Here is a 17,897-nt window from a genome sequence, read left to right as displayed (position 1 = left end):
AAGACGATGACGTTGATAGGCCGGGTGTGTAAGCGCAGCGATGCGTTGAGCTAACCGGTACTAATGAACCGTGAGGCTTAACCTTACAACGCCGAAGATGTTTTGGCGTGAGAGACCGATTTTCAGCCTGATACAGATAACAGAATTTGCCTGGCGGCTTTAGCACGGTGGTCCCACCTGACCCCATGCCGAACTCAGAAGTGAAACGCCGCAGCGCCGATGGTAGTGTGGGGCCTCCCCATGCGAGAGTAGGGAACTGCCAGGCATCAATTAAAGAAACCCCGTACCGTAAGGTGCGGGGTTTTTTGCTTTGCACGCAAAATGCCGGGTGGTGGCTTCGCTTATCCGGCCTACATTTGCGCTTTGATTCAGGTTAAACCTCCGGGCATTTTCATTATCACTGGCTAAACTAGACATATTCATCTGCCAGCGAGGTTGCCTTGCCAAACCCACCTTTCAATTATCAGCAGGATTTTGCCAATATAAATTTCCGTGAGCATCCGGAGCGCTATCAGGTCGGGCGCGGAGAGCAGGGCGTTTTGTTGGTTGAACCTTATAAAAGCGAAATCCTTCCCCACTGGCGATACAAAAATGCTGAGGTTGCGCTGCGCTCGGCACAGGAAATTTATGCTCTCTTTGAGGCCTATCGACAAAATGATGATTTCGTGGGTATGGATATGGCCCGCAAGTTTATACAGATGGGCTATACGCGTGCGCGCCGTTACGCGAACCATAAGGGTGGCAAAAAGTATGATGAAGATCGTCAGGTTAAACCACGCGATCATGATCCTGTAAAAGCAGAAGCGGCAAAAGTATTCAAAGGGTGGTGGGATAAGATCCGCGCAGATGAGGATTATCTGCAACGAAAACAGGCTCATCAACAGAAATGGGGTTAGGAGACTTCTACAAAAAGTTATCCAATATCTGACATGCATCACAAAAATTAATGAAACATTTTAGAAACAATTTTTTTACCTAACGCTTCATTTTGATTCCGGTTTAACTGTCAGTAGGGCAATGGCCCGCAATGTCAGACAGGGGAATCAAAATGACAGAAACCGTAGCCAATACAAATACGGACAAAAAGAAAGTCACGAGTGAAGATACACGCCGCCGGGTATGGGCAATCGTCGGTGCCTCTTCGGGTAATCTGGTCGAATGGTTCGACTTTTACGTTTATTCATTCTGCTCGCTCTACTTCGCTCATATTTTCTTTCCATCCGGGAATACAACCACGCAATTACTGCAAACCGCAGGCGTTTTCGCTGCGGGCTTCCTGATGCGTCCTATCGGCGGCTGGCTGTTTGGCCGAATTGCTGACCGGAAGGGGCGTAAAACCTCCATGCTTATCTCAGTCTGTATGATGTGTATAGGCTCGCTGGTCATCGCCTGCTTGCCGGGCTATGACACTATCGGGACATGGGCGCCGGCGTTGTTACTGCTGGCTCGCCTTTTCCAGGGACTCTCCGTCGGAGGGGAATACGGAACCAGCGCAACCTATATGAGTGAAGTGGCCGTGGAGGGACGCAAGGGTTTTTATGCCTCTTTCCAGTACGTCACCCTGATCGGCGGGCAGCTGCTGGCGTTGCTGGTTGTGGTGATCCTGCAGCAAATCCTCAGCGAGGCAGATTTACGCGCCTGGGGCTGGCGTATTCCTTTCGCCATCGGCGCGGCGCTGGCGGTAGTAGCGCTCTGGCTGCGCCGCCAGCTTGATGAAACATCCCAGCAGGAGGTGCGTGCTCTGAAAGAGGCCGGGTCGCTCAAAGGGCTCTGGCGTAATCGCAGGGCGTTCATCATGGTGCTTGGTTTTACCGCGGCGGGATCGCTCAGCTTCTACACCTTTACCACTTATATGCAGAAATATCTGGTCAATACCGCCGGTATGCACGCGAACGTGGCAAGCGTCATCATGACGGTAGCGCTGCTGGTATTCATGCTAATCCAGCCTGTTATCGGTGCGTTGTCGGATAAAATCGGTCGCCGGACATCCATGCTGATATTCGGGGCGCTACTGACGCTGTGCACCGTTCCCATTTTATCCGCTCTTGGTCAGATCACCTCTCCCTATGCCGCATTCGGGCTGATTATGGTTGCGCTGCTTATTGTCAGTTTCTACACCTCGATTAGCGGCATTTTGAAAGCAGAGATGTTTCCAGCCCAGGTACGTGCGCTTGGCGTTGGGCTCTCTTATGCCGTGGCGAATGCCCTGTTTGGCGGTTCGGCGGAGTATGTCGCCCTTTCGCTCAAATCGTGGGGTAGTGAAAACGCATTTTTCTGGTACGTCACGCTGATGGGAGTGATTGCGTTCCTGGTGTCGCTGTTGCTGCACCGTAAAGGGAAGGGCATTCGCCTTTAATATTGTGCAAGCTGCCAGAGGGTATAGCCGGTAGTCGCACCGGCTACATCCCAGGCAAAATCTTTCCAGCTCCAGCCGCTCCCCGCCGGGCGGCTGTCCCATAACTCTTTCGACGCGCCAAGGCTTACGGAAAACATCAGTCCATAGGTTGCGCTGCGATCGTTGCTGTAGCCCTGACGCTGGGCATATTCATTCCCGGCGGCAGAGAGCATCGCTGAGGCGATAAAGTGCTGAGCTTTATCCTGTCCCTGCCAGCTGTCGTTAGCCATATGGCTACAGCCAGTCAGCAGCAGAAAGGTGGGCAAGAGAAGGAGACGCATGGCAGACTCCATAAAAAAGCCCCGTCAGTGACGAGGCCCGGATTTACAGGATACGGCTAATTAAGCGGTCGATACGGATCCGACGCAGACGGCGAATCAGCTTGCGTACTTTTACAGGATATTCCGCGATGCTTTGCAGATCCCGGTAGTGGCGAACCACCGTCGTATGGGTGCGAATCAGCTCTAATTCGCGTTCTCTTGAAGCGGCAAGTTCATGGCGCGGATCGTGGATCAGGATCGCATTCTCCAGATCCAGGCGCCAGGCGCGCGGATTGAGGTTATTACCCGTCAGCAGGATCCATTCGTCATCCACCCACATGCCTTTCAGATGATAGCTGTTATCTTCATCTTTCCATAACCGGACAATCAGCTGATCGGTGTTGACGTAGTATTGCAGGCGGCTCAAAAAACGGCGCAGGTTGATCTCATAAAGATAGGGCAGCGCGCCGATGATCTTAAACGGCTGATCTTCAGGGATATAAAAGTCATTAGCCGTTTTATCCCCAACGATAATTTCCACCTTTTTACCGTTACGCAGCAGCTGGATGATGTTACGTACCAGCACCGCAGGCAGGTTAAAATAAGGCGTGCAGATGGTCAGCTTCTGCTCAGCGCAGGGCATGAGGTGGAAAATGGTTTTATTCAGCAGGCTGGTTTTGCCGAGGCCGACCAGCGGCGTAACGCTCAGCTGTTCGTTGTTGGCGTCGCCCTGAAAAGCGTAACCCGCATCCCGCAGCTCCTGGCGGAACTGGCGGATGTAGTTTTTGATTTCAGGACTCTTAGGACGCTGCGGATCGTCAAGACGATGTACGCCACGGCCATGTACCAGGTAGCGATCGGCCCAGTCGAACATAATATCAGCCAGCCGGGCATTACGAATAAGGTGATAACGATCGTAGCGGTACTTATCAAGCTGATGCAGATAAACATCGTTCAGGCTGGCGCCGCTGTAGAGTACGCTATCGTCAATGATAAAACCTTTGAAATGGAGCACGCCCAGCGCTTCACGGGTATTAACCGGCACGCCATAGACGCGAACGTCAACGCCCGGGTTTTCCTGCGCCATACGGCAATACCAGTCGGCGTTGGTATTTGACGCCGCCGCACCGATGCGTCCGCGTTGGGCGCGATGCCAGTCAACCAGCACCCGCACATCCAGTTCAGGCCGCAGGCGTTTCGCTTCATAGAGGGCGTTAAGGATCGCGCTTCCGCCTTCATCCTGTTCAAGATAAAGCGCGACGATGCAGATACGCTGCGTGGCGCTGGCGATCTTCTCCAGAAGCGTCTCCCGGAAATGGGCGGGAGCGTAAAAAAATTCGACATCATCAACTGACTGAGAGATCTTCGGTAGTTGAGCAAGGTGTTGTTGATGTTTATTACGCTTAAATTTTGACAACATCACAGTGCGTTTCTTCTCTGTTCATTGAAGGGTTATCTGTCATCTGCGGATAACATAAGCGGACAATGATACCACCAGTGCACCCTAAAGTGGTCAACATTTCCAGTACCTTACTTTCGCATCCGGGATGCTTACAACCGAAGAGAAAGGGAAACAATCCCCTCATCCAGCTGTATATCGACTTCAAAACCAAGCTTGCGCGCCAGCGCAATCATGCCGCGGTTATTCGGCATCGTGATACCGTTCAGGCAGATCAACCCGTGATCGCGGGTATAGCTGATAAGCTTTTCCAGCAGGCTTCTGCCGAGCCCGAGGCCTTTGAGATCGGATCGCACCAGCACAGCAAACTCGGCATCTACGTTATCGGGATCGGAAATCGCCCGCGTCACACCGAGGATCTCATCACCTTCTTCGCCCTGGCGAACGGCGACAAATGCCATTTCCCGATCGTAGTCGATCTGGGTCATATTGGCTAAGTCATCATGTGTAAATTCATTGATTTCGCTGAAGTAGCGGTAGTAAAGATCCTCTTTCGTGACCTGCTCGATAAATTTCCGCAGCAGCGGCTCGTCCTCCGGCAGAATAGGGCGAAACAGCGCCTGCTCGCCATTTTTCATCGTCACCCGCTCCTCAAGCTGCAGCGGGTAGGGGCGGATCGCCAGCCGGCTCTCGCGATCGCCGGTAAACGGGGCGATATCGAGCGTAACGTCCAGCGCCGTAAATTCGTTGCCCGACGCCAGAAGCGGATGGATGTCCAGACGCTGGATCTCGGCGCAGTCGACAATCAGGTTGGAGACCTGCACCAGAAACTGGCTCAGCCCGGCAATATCCAGTGGCCTTAGCGCGCTGCGGCCACGAATCTTTTTGTTTTTAATCGCCTGGATAATCAGATAACGTGCCAGGTTCATATTGAGGGGAGGCAGGGCCACAACCGCCTGCTCTTCCGGCCGCCACTCTACGCCGCCTTCGCCCAGCATAATCAGCGGGCCAAAGACAGGATCGTGTTCAACCACGACGCGCAGCTCCTGCGCCCCTGCGCGGTTAGCCATGCTCTGCACCAGCAGGCCATGGATCCGCGCCTGCGGCCAGGTCAGCTTCACGCGATCGATAATAGCATCAGCGGCCCGCTGCACCTCCGCGGCGGTACGCAGATAGAGCATCACCCCCTGCACATCCGATTTATGCGGAATATCGGGAGAGCGCAGCTTCAGCGCCACCGGGTAGCCTATCTGCTCGGCAATATGTACCGCCTCGGCGCTGTCGCTGGCGATCCAGGTCGGCAGGGTCTGCATGCCATAGGCATCCAGGATAGGCTGAACCTCGTGGGTATCGAGCGAGCGAGCCCCCTCATCAATAGCCTGCTGTAAGAGGTGATGGGCATCCGCGGTATTTGCCCGCAAATTACCCGGCAGGGCGGGGGTTTCTCGCAGCTGCTTCTGGTTGCGCCGGTACTCCACCATATGCATAAAGGCGGTGATGGTCCCCTCCGGAGTCCGGTAGGTGGGCAGCCCCGCCTCGCTGAAGAGACGTCGCGCTTCCTGAGAGGAGAACTCCCCGCACCAGTTGGTGAGCAGCGAGACATATTTTCCTCGCGGATGTTTTTTGATCGCTTCGATCAGCGCCCGGGCGCTTTCGCTGCCGGGCGCAACGGCGCTGGGGGAGTGAATCACCATCAGGGCGTCAACGTCCTGACTGTCCAGCAGAACAGAAATCGCGCTGGTGTAGTGTTCGCTGCTGGCATCGTCCCGCAGGTCGAGCGGATTATCAGGGATGACGCTTGCCGGTAACAATTCGCGCAGCCGCGCAAGCGTCTCTTCGCTTAAGAGAGCCAGCTTGCCATTACGTTTCCAGAGTTCATCCAGCGCCAGGGCCGCTGGCGCTGCGCCGTTACTGACGATCATCAGCCTCTCTCCGCGCAGCGGGCGCATATGGCTGAGCGTCTCCACGGCGGAAAAGAGTTCATGAGTATCCTGCACCCGCAGCAGGCCAGCGCGCTGAATGGCCGCATCCCAGGCGGGATCCATGCCGGAATGGGCATGCAACAGACGCTGCGCCGCCGGGCTACGCCCACTTTTGATAACCAGAATAGGTTTGTTACGCGAAGCGCTGCGGGCAGCGGAGACAAAACGCCGTGCATCGCTTAAATGTTCAAGATAGAGCAGGATGGCGCTGGTTTTACTGTCCCTGGCGAGAAAATCGAGCAGCTCATCGACATCAATATCCAGGCTATCCCCTAACGCGATAAAATAGGAAAACCCCATCTCACGCTGCTGCGCCCAGTCGAGAATGGTATTTGAGACGGCGGCGGACTGGGAGATAAATGCCAGCTTGCCTTTTCGAATCGGGACGGGGGAGAAGCTGGCGTTAAGCCCTTGCCAGGGGGCCAGCAGACCCAGGCTATTCGGGCCTAACAGACGCATCTGATAGCGGCTGGCGCAGGCAAGAAGCGCGCTTTGCTGTTCGGGCGGCGAGGAGAGAATAATGCAGGTTTTACACCCTTTCTCTCCCAGCGCCTCCAGCAAGGCTTCATTGCGGCTCGAATGGGTACAGAGAACCGCAAGATCGGGAATAAAAGGGAGACTTTCTACGTCCGGCCATGCCAGAACGCCCTGAACGGCTTTCCAGGCTGGCGTAACCGGTAATACCGGCCCGCTGAAACCGCCCGCCAGCAGGTTACGCATCATCAAATATCCTGCGCGCTCGGGCTTCATAGAGGCGCCGATCACGGCGATGGATTTCGGACGCAGTAGCGCTTCAAGCCCTCGCTGGCTCATACAAGTCTCCTTTGAACGCGATAGACCTGATGATTTTAAACGCTTTGTGGCTCGTCTGCTGTGACGCTTCCCTTATGAATAGTTTTTCCTGCCAGATAACGCTCGCGAAAGCGGGAAAAGTGGTCGCCTAGCGCGCTGGCCGCGGATGCATCGCCGGCAATATCCAGCAGCGCGATCGCCACTTCCGCTGTGCAATATTGCCCGTCGGCATGGGCTTCCCGCAGACGATAGGCTGACACACGCGACAGATCGACGGAAATCACCGGCAGAGCATCAAGGTAAGGGCTTTTGCGAAACATCTTTCGCGCTTCGGTCCAGGTGCCGTCCAGCATAATAAAAAGCGGCGGTTTGCCCGCAGGCGGAGCACTGATAACCTGACGCTCTTGCCCCGCATAGGAGGCGGGAAAGACCACCATCGGCTGATAATCGCTGCTGGCCACCAGGTCAAGCAGCCCCTGCGGCGGCTCGGTCCGTGACCACTGAAATGCCGCGGTATCGGGCAACACGTCGGCAATCAGCCGCCCGGTATTGCTCGGCTTTAGCGGTTCTGTATCAAACATCACCAGGCAAAAACGGCTCTGCGCATGGGCTGGTACAAGCGTGGCGCAAAGGCATTGCCTGAGCGGCAACAGACAGCGCTGGCAGCGTCGGATACGGTTACCGCGGGCAAGAAAAGGGCGGGTGGCGCGCGCAAGACGTTCAGCGCGGAGTTGCAAAACGGCGTTATCAGTCATGGGGGAAGCACAGAAAAAACGCCATTTTCGCAGAGGCGAGGCCGGGGCACAAGGTACCCCGGTCAGGTTACAGGGATTCGTTCAGCCAGCTGTCGAACGGCGCTTTTGGCACCGCGCCGTTAAGCATGTCGACCATTTCGCCATTTTTAAAAATCATAATGGTTGGAATACTGCGGATACGGAAACGGGAACTGAGTTCGCGCTCGGCTTCGGTGTTCACTTTTACGAAGCGCATCTTGCCGCTGCGTTCTTCCGCCACATCTTCAAAAATAGGGGCGAAATTACGGCACGGCCCGCACCATGGCGCCCAAAAATCCACCACGACCGGCAGGTCATCCTTTAACAGCTTGTCGAGGGTATCGCCCGTTGCGTTAATCACATCGCCATCAAAGAGCTCGTGGCCGCAACGCCCGCATTTCGCGCCGTCGTCGATACGCTCCTCGGGAATGCGATTAAGAGCCTGGCAGTTGGCACATACGGTATTCATAACTAACCTCTGATAAAGCAGTGGAACAGAGCGGCGAAGTGCCGGGAATGTTTCTGATATGTTACACATTATCGTCGAGGTTGTTTTAAACGACAATGCGGTTTATTCAATGAGAACAATAGTCACAGGCTTTTGTATGAAATAATGGCTATGCGCGGATACATCGGGTAATCTGCGCGCTTCGCGCAGCGCTGGTGGAGAAAAGCATGAACGACGAACTGAAAAATAAAAGCGGCAAGGTCAAAGTGATGTATGTCCGCAGTGATGATGATTCTGATAAACGCACCCAAAATCCGCGTACCGGAAAAGGGGGCGGACGTCCGGGATCGTCTCGTGCAGACGGTGGCCGTCGCCCCGCCCGCGATGAGAAAAATAGCCGTGGTGATGATCGCAAACGTGACGATCGCCGCCGTAGCGACCGTCCACGCGACGAGTTTCAGCGTGACGCTTCCCCGTCCCCGTGGCGGACCGTCTCCCGCGCACCGGGCGACGACGCGGCGATCAAGCCCGATCACGGCGGTATCAGCGGTAAAAGCTTTATCGATCCAGAAGTGCTGCGCCGTCAGCGCGCCGAAGAGACGCGCGTCTATGGCGAAAACGCCTGTCAGGCGCTGTTCCAGAGCCGCCCGGAATGTATCGTCCGCGCCTGGTTTATCCAGAGCGTAACGCCGCGTTTCAAAGAGGCGCTGCGCTGGATGGCGGCTAACCGTAAAGCTTACCATGTGGTTGACGATGCGGAGCTGACTAAAGCTTCTGGCACCGAGCATCACGGCGGCGTCTGCTTCCTGATTAAAAAACGTAACGGCACCACCGTTCAGCAGTGGGTCAGCCAGGCGGAGGCCGATGACTGCGTGCTGGCGCTGGAAGATGTCGGCAACCCACATAACCTGGGTGCAATGATGCGCAGCTGCGCGCACTTTGGCGTGAAAGGGGTGCTGCTGCAGGATGCCGCCCTGCTGGAATCCGGCGCAGCCATCCGTACCGCGGAAGGCGGGGCGGAACACGTTCAGCCGATTACCGGCGACAGCGTGCTGGAGGCAATCGAGCAGTTCCGCGAGGCGGGTTATACCATCGTCACCACATCCAGCCACGCCGGTACGCCGCTCTCTAAAGCAACGCTGCCGCGCAAAATGGTGCTGGTACTGGGACAGGAGCGTGACGGGCTCTCTGACGCGGCGCTTTCTGCCGCCGACCTTAGCCTCTCCATTGACGGTACCGGCAAGGTAGAAAGCCTTAACGTCTCCGTGGCGACCGGCGTGCTTCTGGCCGAATGGTGGCGTCAGAACAAGGCCTGATTCAGCCTGTGCCCGGCGGCAACAGGCTGCCGGGCTGTTTTATTCGCTTTGCGCCGGTAGTACCGGCATCCAGTCTATCGGCTTCTCGCCGTGCTGCTCCAGCCATGCATTAGTGAGCGCAAAATGATCGCAGCCAAAAAAGCCGCGGTGAGCGGAGAGGGGCGACGGATGCGGCGCCTTCAGCACATAGTGACGCTCGCGATCGATAATGGCCCCTTTTTTCTGCGCATGTGAACCCCAGAGCAGAAATACCACCCCTTCCCGGTGCTCGTTAATCAGCGCTATCACCTTATCGGTAAAAGTTTCCCAGCCCAGGCTGGCATGGGAGTGCGCCTGTCCTGCACGCACGGTTAATACCGTATTTAATAGCATCACCCCCTGGCGCGCCCAGCTTTCCAGATAGCCATGATCCGGACGGGTAAAACCGGGCACGCTCTTTTCCAGCTCTTTATACATATTGAGCAGAGAAGGGGGAATGGCCACGCCCGGGCGTACAGAGAAAGCAAGACCGTGTGCCTGACCCGGGCCGTGATAGGGATCCTGCCCCAGAATCACCACTTTAACGTCAGCGAGTTCTGTATAACGAAAGGCGTTAAAGACATCTTTTTGTGGCGGGTAAATTGTCTGGCCCGCCTCACGCTCCTGGGCCACCGTATTCAGCGTGTTAATAAAATAGGGCTGTTTTTTCTCATCGGCCAGCACGTCGTGCCAGGTTAAAGGTGTTGTCATCTCGCTCTCCTGCGATTTTCGTATCCTTCTAGCTTAACCCGTCACGGCGCAGGCGCAAAATTTGCAGTCAGGAAGGGTTAAGTGCCTCAATTCTGGATGAAAATTACGCCTGAAAAGCTATTTTTCTCACAGGTTAAAATTGATCTGAAACAAAAAATGCAGACCACACTCTTTGTGTGGTTGGTGATTTTGTTGATTTAAATCAATGAATGTGGGGTGGGCGACTGTTATATATACACACAAGAAACAATGGTTTTACCAATTGGCCGCGAAGGCCGACACCAAATACTGTAGCCTAAGGGAGGCAACATATGATCACAGGTATCCAGATTACTAAAGCTGCAAACGACGACCTGCTTAACTCTTTCTGGCTGCTGGACAGCGAAAAAGGCGAAGCGCGCTGTGTAGTGGCAAAAGCGGGTTTTGCGGAAGATGAAATTGTGCCGGTCAGCAAGCTGGGCGATATCGAATACCGTGAAATCCCGGTTGATGTTAAACCTGAAGTGCGTGTGGAAGGCGGTCAGCACCTGAACGTTAACGTTCTGCGTCGCGAAACGCTGGAAGATGCGGTTAAACATCCGGAAAAATATCCGCAGCTGACCATTCGCGTTTCCGGCTACGCGGTTCGTTTCAACTCCCTGACTCCGGAACAGCAGCGCGACGTTATCGCACGTACCTTCACTGAAAGCCTGTAAGCCTCAGCGATTGGGCTGGAAATAAAAAAGCCGGGCATTTAGCCCGGCTTTTTTTTACTCGTCTTTTGATGAAGCTGGCGTAGTGCCGCTTGGCTTGCGTCGCTTACCAATATTTTTGGTATCGCGATGGCGTTGTTTAACGCGCGGTTTCTCTTTTTCCTTCGCTTTTTGCTTCTCGGCACGTTTGGCGAGAACCTTTTTCGACGGCTTGCCGGTCATCTTTTCGCTTGGCGGACGTGTGGTCGGACGCAGCTCGTCAATCACTCGGGCTTTCAGCGGCTCCTCAATGTAGCGGCCCACTTTCAGCAGCAGCAGGTGATCGTGCGCTTCGACCAGTGAAATGGCGGTTCCCTTGCGTCCGGCGCGACCGGTACGACCAATGCGGTGCAGGTAGGTGTCCCCGCTGCGCGGCATATCGAAGTTAAAGACATGGCTCACGTCAGGAATATCAATTCCGCGGGCAGCCACGTCGGTGGCGACCAATACCTTCACGCGGCCGTCGGTAAGGCGGTTGATCCCCTCGACGCGCTTCGCCTGCGCCATTTCGCCTTCCAGATAGCAGTTCGGGATCCCGGCGTTACGCAGCAACTCGGCCAGTTCATGCACGCGCTCGCGTTTACGTACAAAGACGATAGAGCGGGTGGCGTCATCCTGCTTCAGCAGATGTTTGAGCAGTTCAAGCTTGTGCTCGAAGTTATCCGCGCGGTAGTACCACTGGTGGATCTTTTTACGCTCGCGGGTCGACGGCGTGGCAGAGACTTCAACAGGATCTTCCAGCAGGCGCTCGGCAAAGTCTTTAATCGCATCGCCTTCAAGCGTGGCGGAGAAGAGCATGGTCTGTTTGCGCCAGCGCGTCTCACCCGCAATATGTTCGATATCCTGGGCAAAGCCCATATCCAGCATACGGTCCGCTTCGTCAAGGATCAGGGTTTCAACCGCGCGGCAGTCGAAGTTCTCTTCTTTTATGTATTGCAGCAGACGCCCCGTCGTCGCCACAACGATATCCTGATTCTCGCTAAACACCTCGGCGTGGTTCATATAGGCCACGCCGCCGGTGATGGTGGCGATATCAAGATGGGTATTAGCCGCCAGTTCACGGGCGTGATCGGCAACCTGCATCGCCAGTTCGCGCGTCGGGGTGAGGATCAGAATGCGCGGCGGGCCAGATTTTTTACGCGGAAAATCGAGCAGATGCTGCAACGCAGGCAGCAGATAGGCCGCCGTTTTACCCGTGCCGGTTGGCGCAGAACCGAGCACATCGCGGCCCTCAAGCGCAGGCGGAATGGCCGCAGCCTGAATGGCGGTCGGGCGTGTAAAGCCTTTACTCTGGAGTGCATCCAGCAGGCTTTCGTCGAGTTCAAGTTCGGAAAAAGTCGTTACAGTCATGTTCTACCTCTGTGTGGGGCGCTGATTATAGACGTTACGGCTCTAATCTTCATCTCTTTATAGGGATATCCCTTTTCCGCCACTTCGCTTTCACCTATGCTACACCGGTTTCATTAAGAAGGTTGTTTTGCAATGTCTCACCCGAATACGCTGCTGCGCCGCAACGGCTTTACGTTTAAACAGTTTTTTGTCGCCCATGACCGCTGTGCGATGAAAGTTGGCACTGACGGTATTTTACTTGGCGCCTGGTCGCCTGTCGCAGGTGTAAAACGCATTCTGGATATTGGCAGCGGCAGCGGACTGCTGGCTTTGATGCTGGCGCAGCGCACCGGAGAGCAGGTCTCCATCGACGCGGTGGAACTGGATGAGCAGGCGGCCGGGCAGGCTGCCGAAAACGTCGCTGAATCGCCGTGGGCCGCGCGTGTTCAGGTAATCTGTGCGGATGTGGTGACATGGGCCACCGGGCAGACGGGGCGTTACGATCTTATCGTCAGTAACCCACCTTATTTTGCACCCGGCGTGGCGTGCGGAACAACCGAGCGGGAAAAGGCGCGTTACACCGGCTCGCTGACCCACCACGCATTACTCACCTGCGCAGCGAACCTCATCTCCGAAGAGGGCTTTTTCTGTGTCGTTTTGCCGACAGAGACAGGCGATCTCTTCCTTGAGCAGGCGCGGGAGATGGGCTGGCATCTCCGTTTACGTACCGATATCGCCGAGACGGAAGGGCGTCTGCCGCATCGCGTCCTGCTGGCCCTCTCGCCGCATCAGGGGGAGAGCTTTACCGACCGACTGGTCATCCGGGGAGCCGATCAGCGCTATTCTGATGATTACACCGCGCTGACCCGCCCGTTTTACCTCTTTATGTGAGCCAGCGGCGACAGCACTGACGGGCCCGATTCCGCACGCTGTTCCGGGTAGTCCAGCGTGTAGTGCAGTCCGCGGCTCTCCTTACGCATCATGGCACAGCGCACAATCAGCTCCGCAACCTGCACCAGATTACGCAGCTCCAGCAGATTGTTTGAGACGCGGAAGTTCGCGTAGTACTCGTCAATCTCCTGCTGCAACATCGTAATACGACGCAGCGCGCGCTCCAGCCGTTTTGTGGTCCGCACGATGCCCACATAGTCCCACATCAAAAGCCGCAGTTCGTGCCAGTTGTGCTGGATCACCACCAGCTCGTCGGGGATCTCCACACGGCTTTCATCCCACGCGGGCAGGAGCCCGGCATGCCGGGCGTAAGGCATTCGCTTGAGAATATCTTCCGCCGCCGACCAGCCGTAAACCAGGCACTCCAGTAGAGAGTTGGAGGCCATGCGATTGGCGCCGTGTAGTCCGGTGTAACTTACCTCGCCGATGGCGTAAAGGCCGTCGACGTCGGTCCGCCCACTCTCATCCACCATCACGCCGCCGCAGGTGTAGTGCGCCGCCGGGACAATCGGTACCGGCTCTTTGGTTAAATCAATACCCAGCCCCAGCAGCTTCTCATAAATCGTCGGGAAGTGGTGACGCACGAAATCCGCCGGCTTGTGGCTGATATCCAGATACATACAATCCACGCCGAGGCGTTTCATCTCATGGTCGATCGCACGGGCGACGATGTCGCGTGGCGCAAGCTCGCCGCGCGGATCGAAATCCGGCATAAAGCGCGAGCCATCCGGACGTTTCAGGTAAGCGCCTTCGCCACGCAACGCCTCGGTAAGGAGGAAATTACGCGCCTGAGGATGGAAGAGGGCGGTAGGATGGAACTGGTTAAACTCCAGATTCGCGACGCGGCAACCGGCCCGCCAGGCCATGGCGATACCGTCGCCCGAAGAGATATCGGGGTTTGTCGTGTACTGATAGACTTTAGAGGCGCCGCCCGTGGCCAGCACCACCGCTTTCGCCCGGCAGGTCTCTACCCGCTCTTCATTGCGATTCCAGATCCAGGCTCCCACTACGCGACGCGTGCCGGGAAGCCCAATTTTGTCAGAGACAATCAGATCCACTGCATTACTGCGTTCAAGTACCCGAATATTAGGATGGCTCAGGGCTTTGCTGACCAGCGTTGTCTCCACCTCTTTACCGGTGGCGTCCGCCGCGTGCAGGATACGGCGATGGCTGTGGCCCCCTTCACGAGTGAGATGGTAGCCCGCTTCGCCGTTAGGCTGGATCTGGGTATCAAACAATACCCCCTGATCGATTAGCCACTGGACGCAGTGCCGCGCGTTGCTGGCGACAAACTCTGCCGCCTGTTTATCGACAATGCCTGCGCCCGCTATCAGCGTATCTTCCACGTGCGAGGCTATGCTGTCGGTTTCATCAAATACGGCAGCGATTCCACCCTGAGCGTAGAAGGTTGACCCCTCGCTCATCGGCCCTTTACTGAGCACAATCACGTTCTGATGGGCCGCCAGGCGCAGCGCCAGAGAGAGGCCGGCGGCACCGCTGCCGACAATCAGCACATCACAAGACAATTCAGGAGCTGTAGTCATGATCTTTGTTTAATTTACTAAACACGGTGGCCGCAGAATAGCATCGTGATGCGATAAATCGCACCTTTTTTTTGCATCGTGTTGCGCATCCTGAACTCTCAGGAAGCGCTGAAAAGCCAGGAAAAAGTCGAAAATATTTTGCGAAGCAGATCGTTAGCGTCAGATTTTGTGGTGAAATAAAACCCGCGTTGCGGTACTCTGCTGGCAGTAAAAATGCCATTTCTTTGCAGAAACTGGGTGCGTATCGTTAACAGACTTATAATGAAAGAAAACGAGCGGTCTGCGACACGATGAACAAAAACAAAGGCGTGACGGAACTTCATGTAAAACAGACACTCTAATTCCCTGCTTGCTCACGATGCAGTGTTGAAGAGTGGCGTTTCGAAAACGCGTGGAATTTGGGTTTGGGGAGACTTTACCTCGGATGAGCGAGCAGTTAACGGACCAGGTCCTGGTTGAACGGGTCCAGAAGGGAGATCAGAAAGCGTTTAACTTACTGGTGGTGCGCTACCAGCATAAAGTGGCGAGTCTGGTTTCCCGCTATGTGCCCTCAGGCGATGTCCCTGACGTGGCACAAGAGTCTTTTATTAAAGCCTATCGCGCGCTGGATTCTTTCCGGGGAGATAGTGCTTTTTATACCTGGCTATATCGCATTGCGGTTAATACCGCCAAAAATTACTTAGTAGCTCAGGGGCGCCGTCCACCTTCAAGCGACGTGGACGCTATTGATGCTGAAAATTTCGAAAGCGGCGGCGCGTTGAAAGAAATTTCGAACCCTGAGAACTTAATGTTGTCAGACGAACTGAGACAAATAGTTTTTCGCACGATTGAGTCGCTCCCGGAAGATTTACGCATGGCAATCACGTTGCGGGAGCTGGATGGCCTGAGCTATGAAGAGATAGCCGCTATCATGGATTGTCCGGTCGGTACGGTTCGGTCACGAATATTCCGTGCGCGAGAAGCTATTGATAATAAAGTTCAACCGCTTATCAGGCGTTGACGATAGCGGGATACTGGAAAAGGTATGAGGCATGCAGAAAGAAAAACTTTCCGCTTTAATGGATGGTGAAACGCTGGACAGTGAACTGCTCAACGAGCTGTCTCACTCTCCTGAGATGCAAAAGAGCTGGGAGAGCTATCATCTCATTCGTGATACCCTGCGGGGTGACACGAGCGACGTGCTCCATTTCGATATTTCTGCCCGCGTCATGGCGGCTATCGAGAAAGAACCCGCTCCTCAAACCACGCCGCTGATTCCTGAAGCGCAGCCCGCACCGCACCAGTGGCAGAAAATGCCGTTCTGGAAAAAAGTGCGCCCGTGGGCCAGCCAGATCACCCAAATGGGGGTAGCTGCCTGCGTATCGCTTGCAGTTATCGTTGGCGTCCAGCAGTATAACAGCCATTCTGAAGCTACCCAGCAACCGGAAGCGCCGGTGTTTAACACGCTGCCGATGATGGGCAAAGCCAGCCCGGTGAGCCTGGGCGTACCGGCGGACGCCTCGACGGGCGGCGCGGGACAGCAGCAGCAGGTTCAGGAGCAGCGCCGTCGCATCAACGCCATGTTGCAGGATTATGAGCTGCAGCGTCGCCTGCACTCCGAGCAGCTTCAGTTTGAGCAGGCGCAAACGCAGCAGGCTGCTGTACAGGTGCCAGGTAACCAAACTTTAGGAACGCAATCGCAGTAATGAAGCAACTTTGGTGCGCCATGTCTCTGATGGCGGGTAGCCTGTTCTTTTCTGTCAACGCCTCGGCTGATCTTTCGTCCGGGGCGTTGTTGCAGCAGATGAACCTGGCCAGCCAGTCACTCAACTATGAGCTGGCATTTATCAGTATCAACAAGCAAAGTGTCGAATCGCTACGCTATCGCCATGCTCGTCTTGATAACCAGCCGCTCGCCCAGCTTTTGCAAATGGATGGCCCGCGCCGGGAAGTGGTACAGCGCGGCAATGAAATTAGCTACTTTGAGCCGGGACTGGAACCGTTCACGCTGAATGGCGATTACATCGTCGATTCACTCCCTTCGCTCGTCTATACCGACTTTAAACGTCTCGCCCCCTATTATGACTTCATCTCGGTAGGCCGCACCCGTATTGCCGACCGGCTGTGCGAGGTGATTCGTGTAGTGGCCCGCGATGGCACGCGCTACAGCTATATCGTCTGGATGGATGCGGAGAGTAAGCTACCGATGCGCGTCGATCTGCTCGATCGCGACGGGGAGACCCTGGAACAGTTCCGGGTCATCTCCTTCACCGTGAACAATCAGGTGGGCGACAGCATGCAGAATCTGGCGAAGGCCAGCCTGCCGCCGCTGCTCTCCGTTCCGCCGGGTGACGCCGTCAATTTTAACTGGTCGCCATCCTGGATCCCGCAGGGGTTCAGCGAAATCTCCAGTAGCCGCCGTCAGCTGCCGACCATCGATACGCCGGTAGAGTCGCGTCTCTACTCGGACGGTTTGTTCAGCTTCTCCGTGAACATCAACCGCGCCACCGCCAACAGTACGGATCAGATACTGCGTACCGGCCGTCGCACGGTGAGCACCACTGTGCGCGATAATGCAGAGATCACGATAGTGGGTGAGCTGCCGCCACCGACGGCGAAGCGCATTGCCGACAGCATTAAATTCAGGGCCGCACAATGATTAAAGAATGGGCTACGGTTGTCTCGTGGCAAAACGGCGTAGCGCTGGTCAGCTGCGACGTAAAAGCCGCATGCGGCAGCTGCGCGTCCCGCGCGGGCTGCGGCAGCCGCGTTCTGAACAAGCTCGGGCCGCAAACCACGCACACCCTCCAGGTGCCCAGCGAGCAGCCGCTGGTGGCAGGGCAAAAAGTTGAACTGGGGATTGCTGAAGGCAGCCTGCTGGGTTCCGCCATGCTGGTTTATCTCACTCCTCTGGCGGGGCTATTCGTGCTCGGCGGTCTTTTCCAGATGCTATTTGGCACCGATCTGGCCGCAATGTGCGGCGCGGCGTTAGGCGGCGTTGGCGGTTTCCTGCTGGCGCGCGGCTACTCCCGGCGCCTTGCCGCTCGCGAAGCCTGGCAGCCGGTTATCCTGAACGTAGCGCTTGCCCCCGATCAGCTCCGCGTGGAATCACTCTCATCTGAAGCCCGGTAAAACGCCGGGTGAATCATTATCTGCCTCTTTGTATCGTAAAGGCGCTCCCTTCGCGCCGAAGCTGGCTTCAAGAGCATTTCCTGGTGACGAAGATGTAGTGTAGAATGCTGCGTTTTCGCACTGAAATACGTCAGGCT

The 17,897-nt window shown here is 55.8% G+C and carries 17 protein-coding genes and 2 rRNA genes; 11 read left to right on the top strand and 8 right to left on the bottom strand.

The window, feature by feature from the left end:
• The 4 genes from BN3796_RS19685 to BN3796_RS19670 all read left to right on the top strand — a co-directional run.
• Window positions 1-85: ribosomal RNA gene (locus BN3796_RS19685) — 23S ribosomal RNA — on the top strand; the annotation flags it as partial.
• Window positions 86-149: 64 nt separating this feature from the next.
• A 5S ribosomal RNA gene (gene rrf, locus BN3796_RS19680) occupies window positions 150-265 on the top strand.
• A gap of 175 nt (window positions 266-440) precedes the next feature.
• Window positions 441-896 carry a DUF4385 domain-containing protein gene (locus BN3796_RS19675; protein ID WP_061710031.1) on the top strand — a complete coding sequence of 152 codons (456 nt, stop codon included), beginning with the start codon at window positions 441-443 and terminating at the stop codon, window positions 894-896.
• 152 nt (window positions 897-1,048) lie between these two features.
• Window positions 1,049-2,356, top strand: coding sequence for an MFS transporter (locus BN3796_RS19670; protein ID WP_061710030.1), 1,308 nt, complete (start codon window positions 1,049-1,051; stop codon window positions 2,354-2,356).
• On the opposite strand, the gene BN3796_RS19665 is transcribed toward BN3796_RS19670, so the two are convergent.
• The 5 genes from BN3796_RS19665 to trxC all read right to left on the bottom strand — a co-directional run bounded on the left by BN3796_RS19665 (window position 2,353) and on the right by trxC (window position 8,070).
• On the bottom strand, window positions 2,353-2,676 hold the full coding sequence (locus BN3796_RS19665; RefSeq protein ID WP_061710029.1) for a YfiM family lipoprotein: 324 nt from the start codon (window positions 2,674-2,676) through the stop codon (window positions 2,353-2,355). The genes BN3796_RS19670 and BN3796_RS19665 overlap by 4 nt on opposite strands.
• A 43-nt stretch (window positions 2,677-2,719) precedes the next feature.
• Window positions 2,720-4,075, bottom strand: a complete 1,356-nt coding sequence (gene pssA / locus BN3796_RS19660; protein ID WP_061710028.1) for a CDP-diacylglycerol--serine O-phosphatidyltransferase — start codon at window positions 4,073-4,075, stop codon at window positions 2,720-2,722.
• Between the two features lie 131 nt (window positions 4,076-4,206).
• Window positions 4,207-6,849, bottom strand: a complete 2,643-nt coding sequence (locus BN3796_RS19655; RefSeq protein WP_061710027.1) for a bifunctional acetate--CoA ligase family protein/GNAT family N-acetyltransferase — start codon at window positions 6,847-6,849, stop codon at window positions 4,207-4,209.
• Between the two features lie 35 nt (window positions 6,850-6,884).
• A complete protein-coding gene (locus BN3796_RS19650) occupies window positions 6,885-7,583 on the bottom strand; it encodes a tRNA-uridine aminocarboxypropyltransferase (protein ID WP_061710026.1) in 699 nt (232 codons plus the stop codon).
• 67 nt (window positions 7,584-7,650) lie between these two features.
• On the bottom strand, window positions 7,651-8,070 hold the full coding sequence (gene trxC, locus BN3796_RS19645) for a thioredoxin TrxC (RefSeq protein ID WP_061710025.1): 420 nt from the start codon (window positions 8,068-8,070) through the stop codon (window positions 7,651-7,653).
• 206 nt (window positions 8,071-8,276) lie between these two features.
• Here trxC and BN3796_RS19640 point away from each other — a divergent pair, with 206 nt between their 5' ends.
• Window positions 8,277-9,365, top strand: a complete 1,089-nt coding sequence (locus BN3796_RS19640; RefSeq protein ID WP_061710024.1) for a tRNA/rRNA methyltransferase — start codon at window positions 8,277-8,279, stop codon at window positions 9,363-9,365.
• Between the two features lie 39 nt (window positions 9,366-9,404).
• On the opposite strand, the gene ung is transcribed toward BN3796_RS19640, so the two are convergent.
• The gene (gene ung, locus BN3796_RS19635) at window positions 9,405-10,094 is read right to left on the bottom strand and encodes a uracil-DNA glycosylase (protein ID WP_061710023.1); all 690 of its coding nucleotides are present in this window, start codon (window positions 10,092-10,094) and stop codon (window positions 9,405-9,407) included.
• 311 nt (window positions 10,095-10,405) lie between these two features.
• On the opposite strand from ung, the gene grcA reads away from it, so the two are divergent.
• On the top strand, window positions 10,406-10,789 hold the full coding sequence (gene grcA / locus BN3796_RS19630; protein ID WP_061710022.1) for an autonomous glycyl radical cofactor GrcA: 384 nt from the start codon (window positions 10,406-10,408) through the stop codon (window positions 10,787-10,789).
• Between the two features lie 54 nt (window positions 10,790-10,843).
• Here grcA and srmB read toward each other — a convergent pair whose 3' ends face one another.
• Window positions 10,844-12,175, bottom strand: a complete 1,332-nt coding sequence (srmB, locus tag BN3796_RS19625; RefSeq protein ID WP_061710021.1) for an ATP-dependent RNA helicase SrmB — start codon at window positions 12,173-12,175, stop codon at window positions 10,844-10,846.
• 132 nt (window positions 12,176-12,307) lie between these two features.
• Here srmB and trmN point away from each other — a divergent pair, with 132 nt between their 5' ends.
• The gene (gene trmN / locus BN3796_RS19620) at window positions 12,308-13,045 is read left to right on the top strand and encodes a tRNA(1)(Val) (adenine(37)-N(6))-methyltransferase TrmN (protein ID WP_061710020.1); all 738 of its coding nucleotides are present in this window, start codon (window positions 12,308-12,310) and stop codon (window positions 13,043-13,045) included.
• On the opposite strand, the gene nadB is transcribed toward trmN, so the two are convergent.
• The gene (gene nadB / locus BN3796_RS19615; protein ID WP_061710019.1) at window positions 13,030-14,649 is read right to left on the bottom strand and encodes an L-aspartate oxidase; all 1,620 of its coding nucleotides are present in this window, start codon (window positions 14,647-14,649) and stop codon (window positions 13,030-13,032) included. The genes trmN and nadB overlap by 16 nt on opposite strands.
• A gap of 424 nt (window positions 14,650-15,073) precedes the next feature.
• Here nadB and rpoE point away from each other — a divergent pair, with 424 nt between their 5' ends.
• Genes rpoE through rseC form a run of 4 tightly spaced genes read left to right on the top strand, consistent with a single transcriptional unit; the run spans window position 15,074 to window position 17,760 of the window.
• Window positions 15,074-15,649 carry an RNA polymerase sigma factor RpoE gene (gene rpoE, locus BN3796_RS19610; RefSeq protein WP_061710018.1) on the top strand — a complete coding sequence of 192 codons (576 nt, stop codon included), beginning with the start codon at window positions 15,074-15,076 and terminating at the stop codon, window positions 15,647-15,649.
• A gap of 31 nt (window positions 15,650-15,680) precedes the next feature.
• Window positions 15,681-16,334 (top strand): anti-sigma-E factor RseA, encoded by a 654-nt coding sequence (gene rseA / locus BN3796_RS19605; protein ID WP_061710017.1) that lies wholly within the window; start codon window positions 15,681-15,683, stop codon window positions 16,332-16,334.
• Window positions 16,334-17,287, top strand: coding sequence for a sigma-E factor regulatory protein RseB (rseB, locus tag BN3796_RS19600; protein ID WP_061710016.1), 954 nt, complete (start codon window positions 16,334-16,336; stop codon window positions 17,285-17,287). Before rseA ends, rseB begins: the two co-directional genes overlap by 1 nt.
• Entirely contained in the window at window positions 17,284-17,760 is a 477-nt protein-coding gene (gene rseC / locus BN3796_RS19595) for a SoxR-reducing system protein RseC (protein ID WP_061710015.1), read from the top strand. The genes rseB and rseC overlap by 4 nt, the downstream gene beginning before the upstream one ends.
• Window positions 17,761-17,897: the final 137 nt, after the last annotated feature.

The sequence above is a fragment of the Pseudenterobacter timonensis genome (assembly GCF_900021175.1).
In the GTDB taxonomy this organism is placed as follows: Bacteria; Pseudomonadota; Gammaproteobacteria; order Enterobacterales; family Enterobacteriaceae; genus Enterobacter; species Enterobacter timonensis.
The sequence above is the reverse complement of the archived record's forward strand: the minus strand, read 5'-3'. Positions and strand labels throughout refer to the sequence as shown.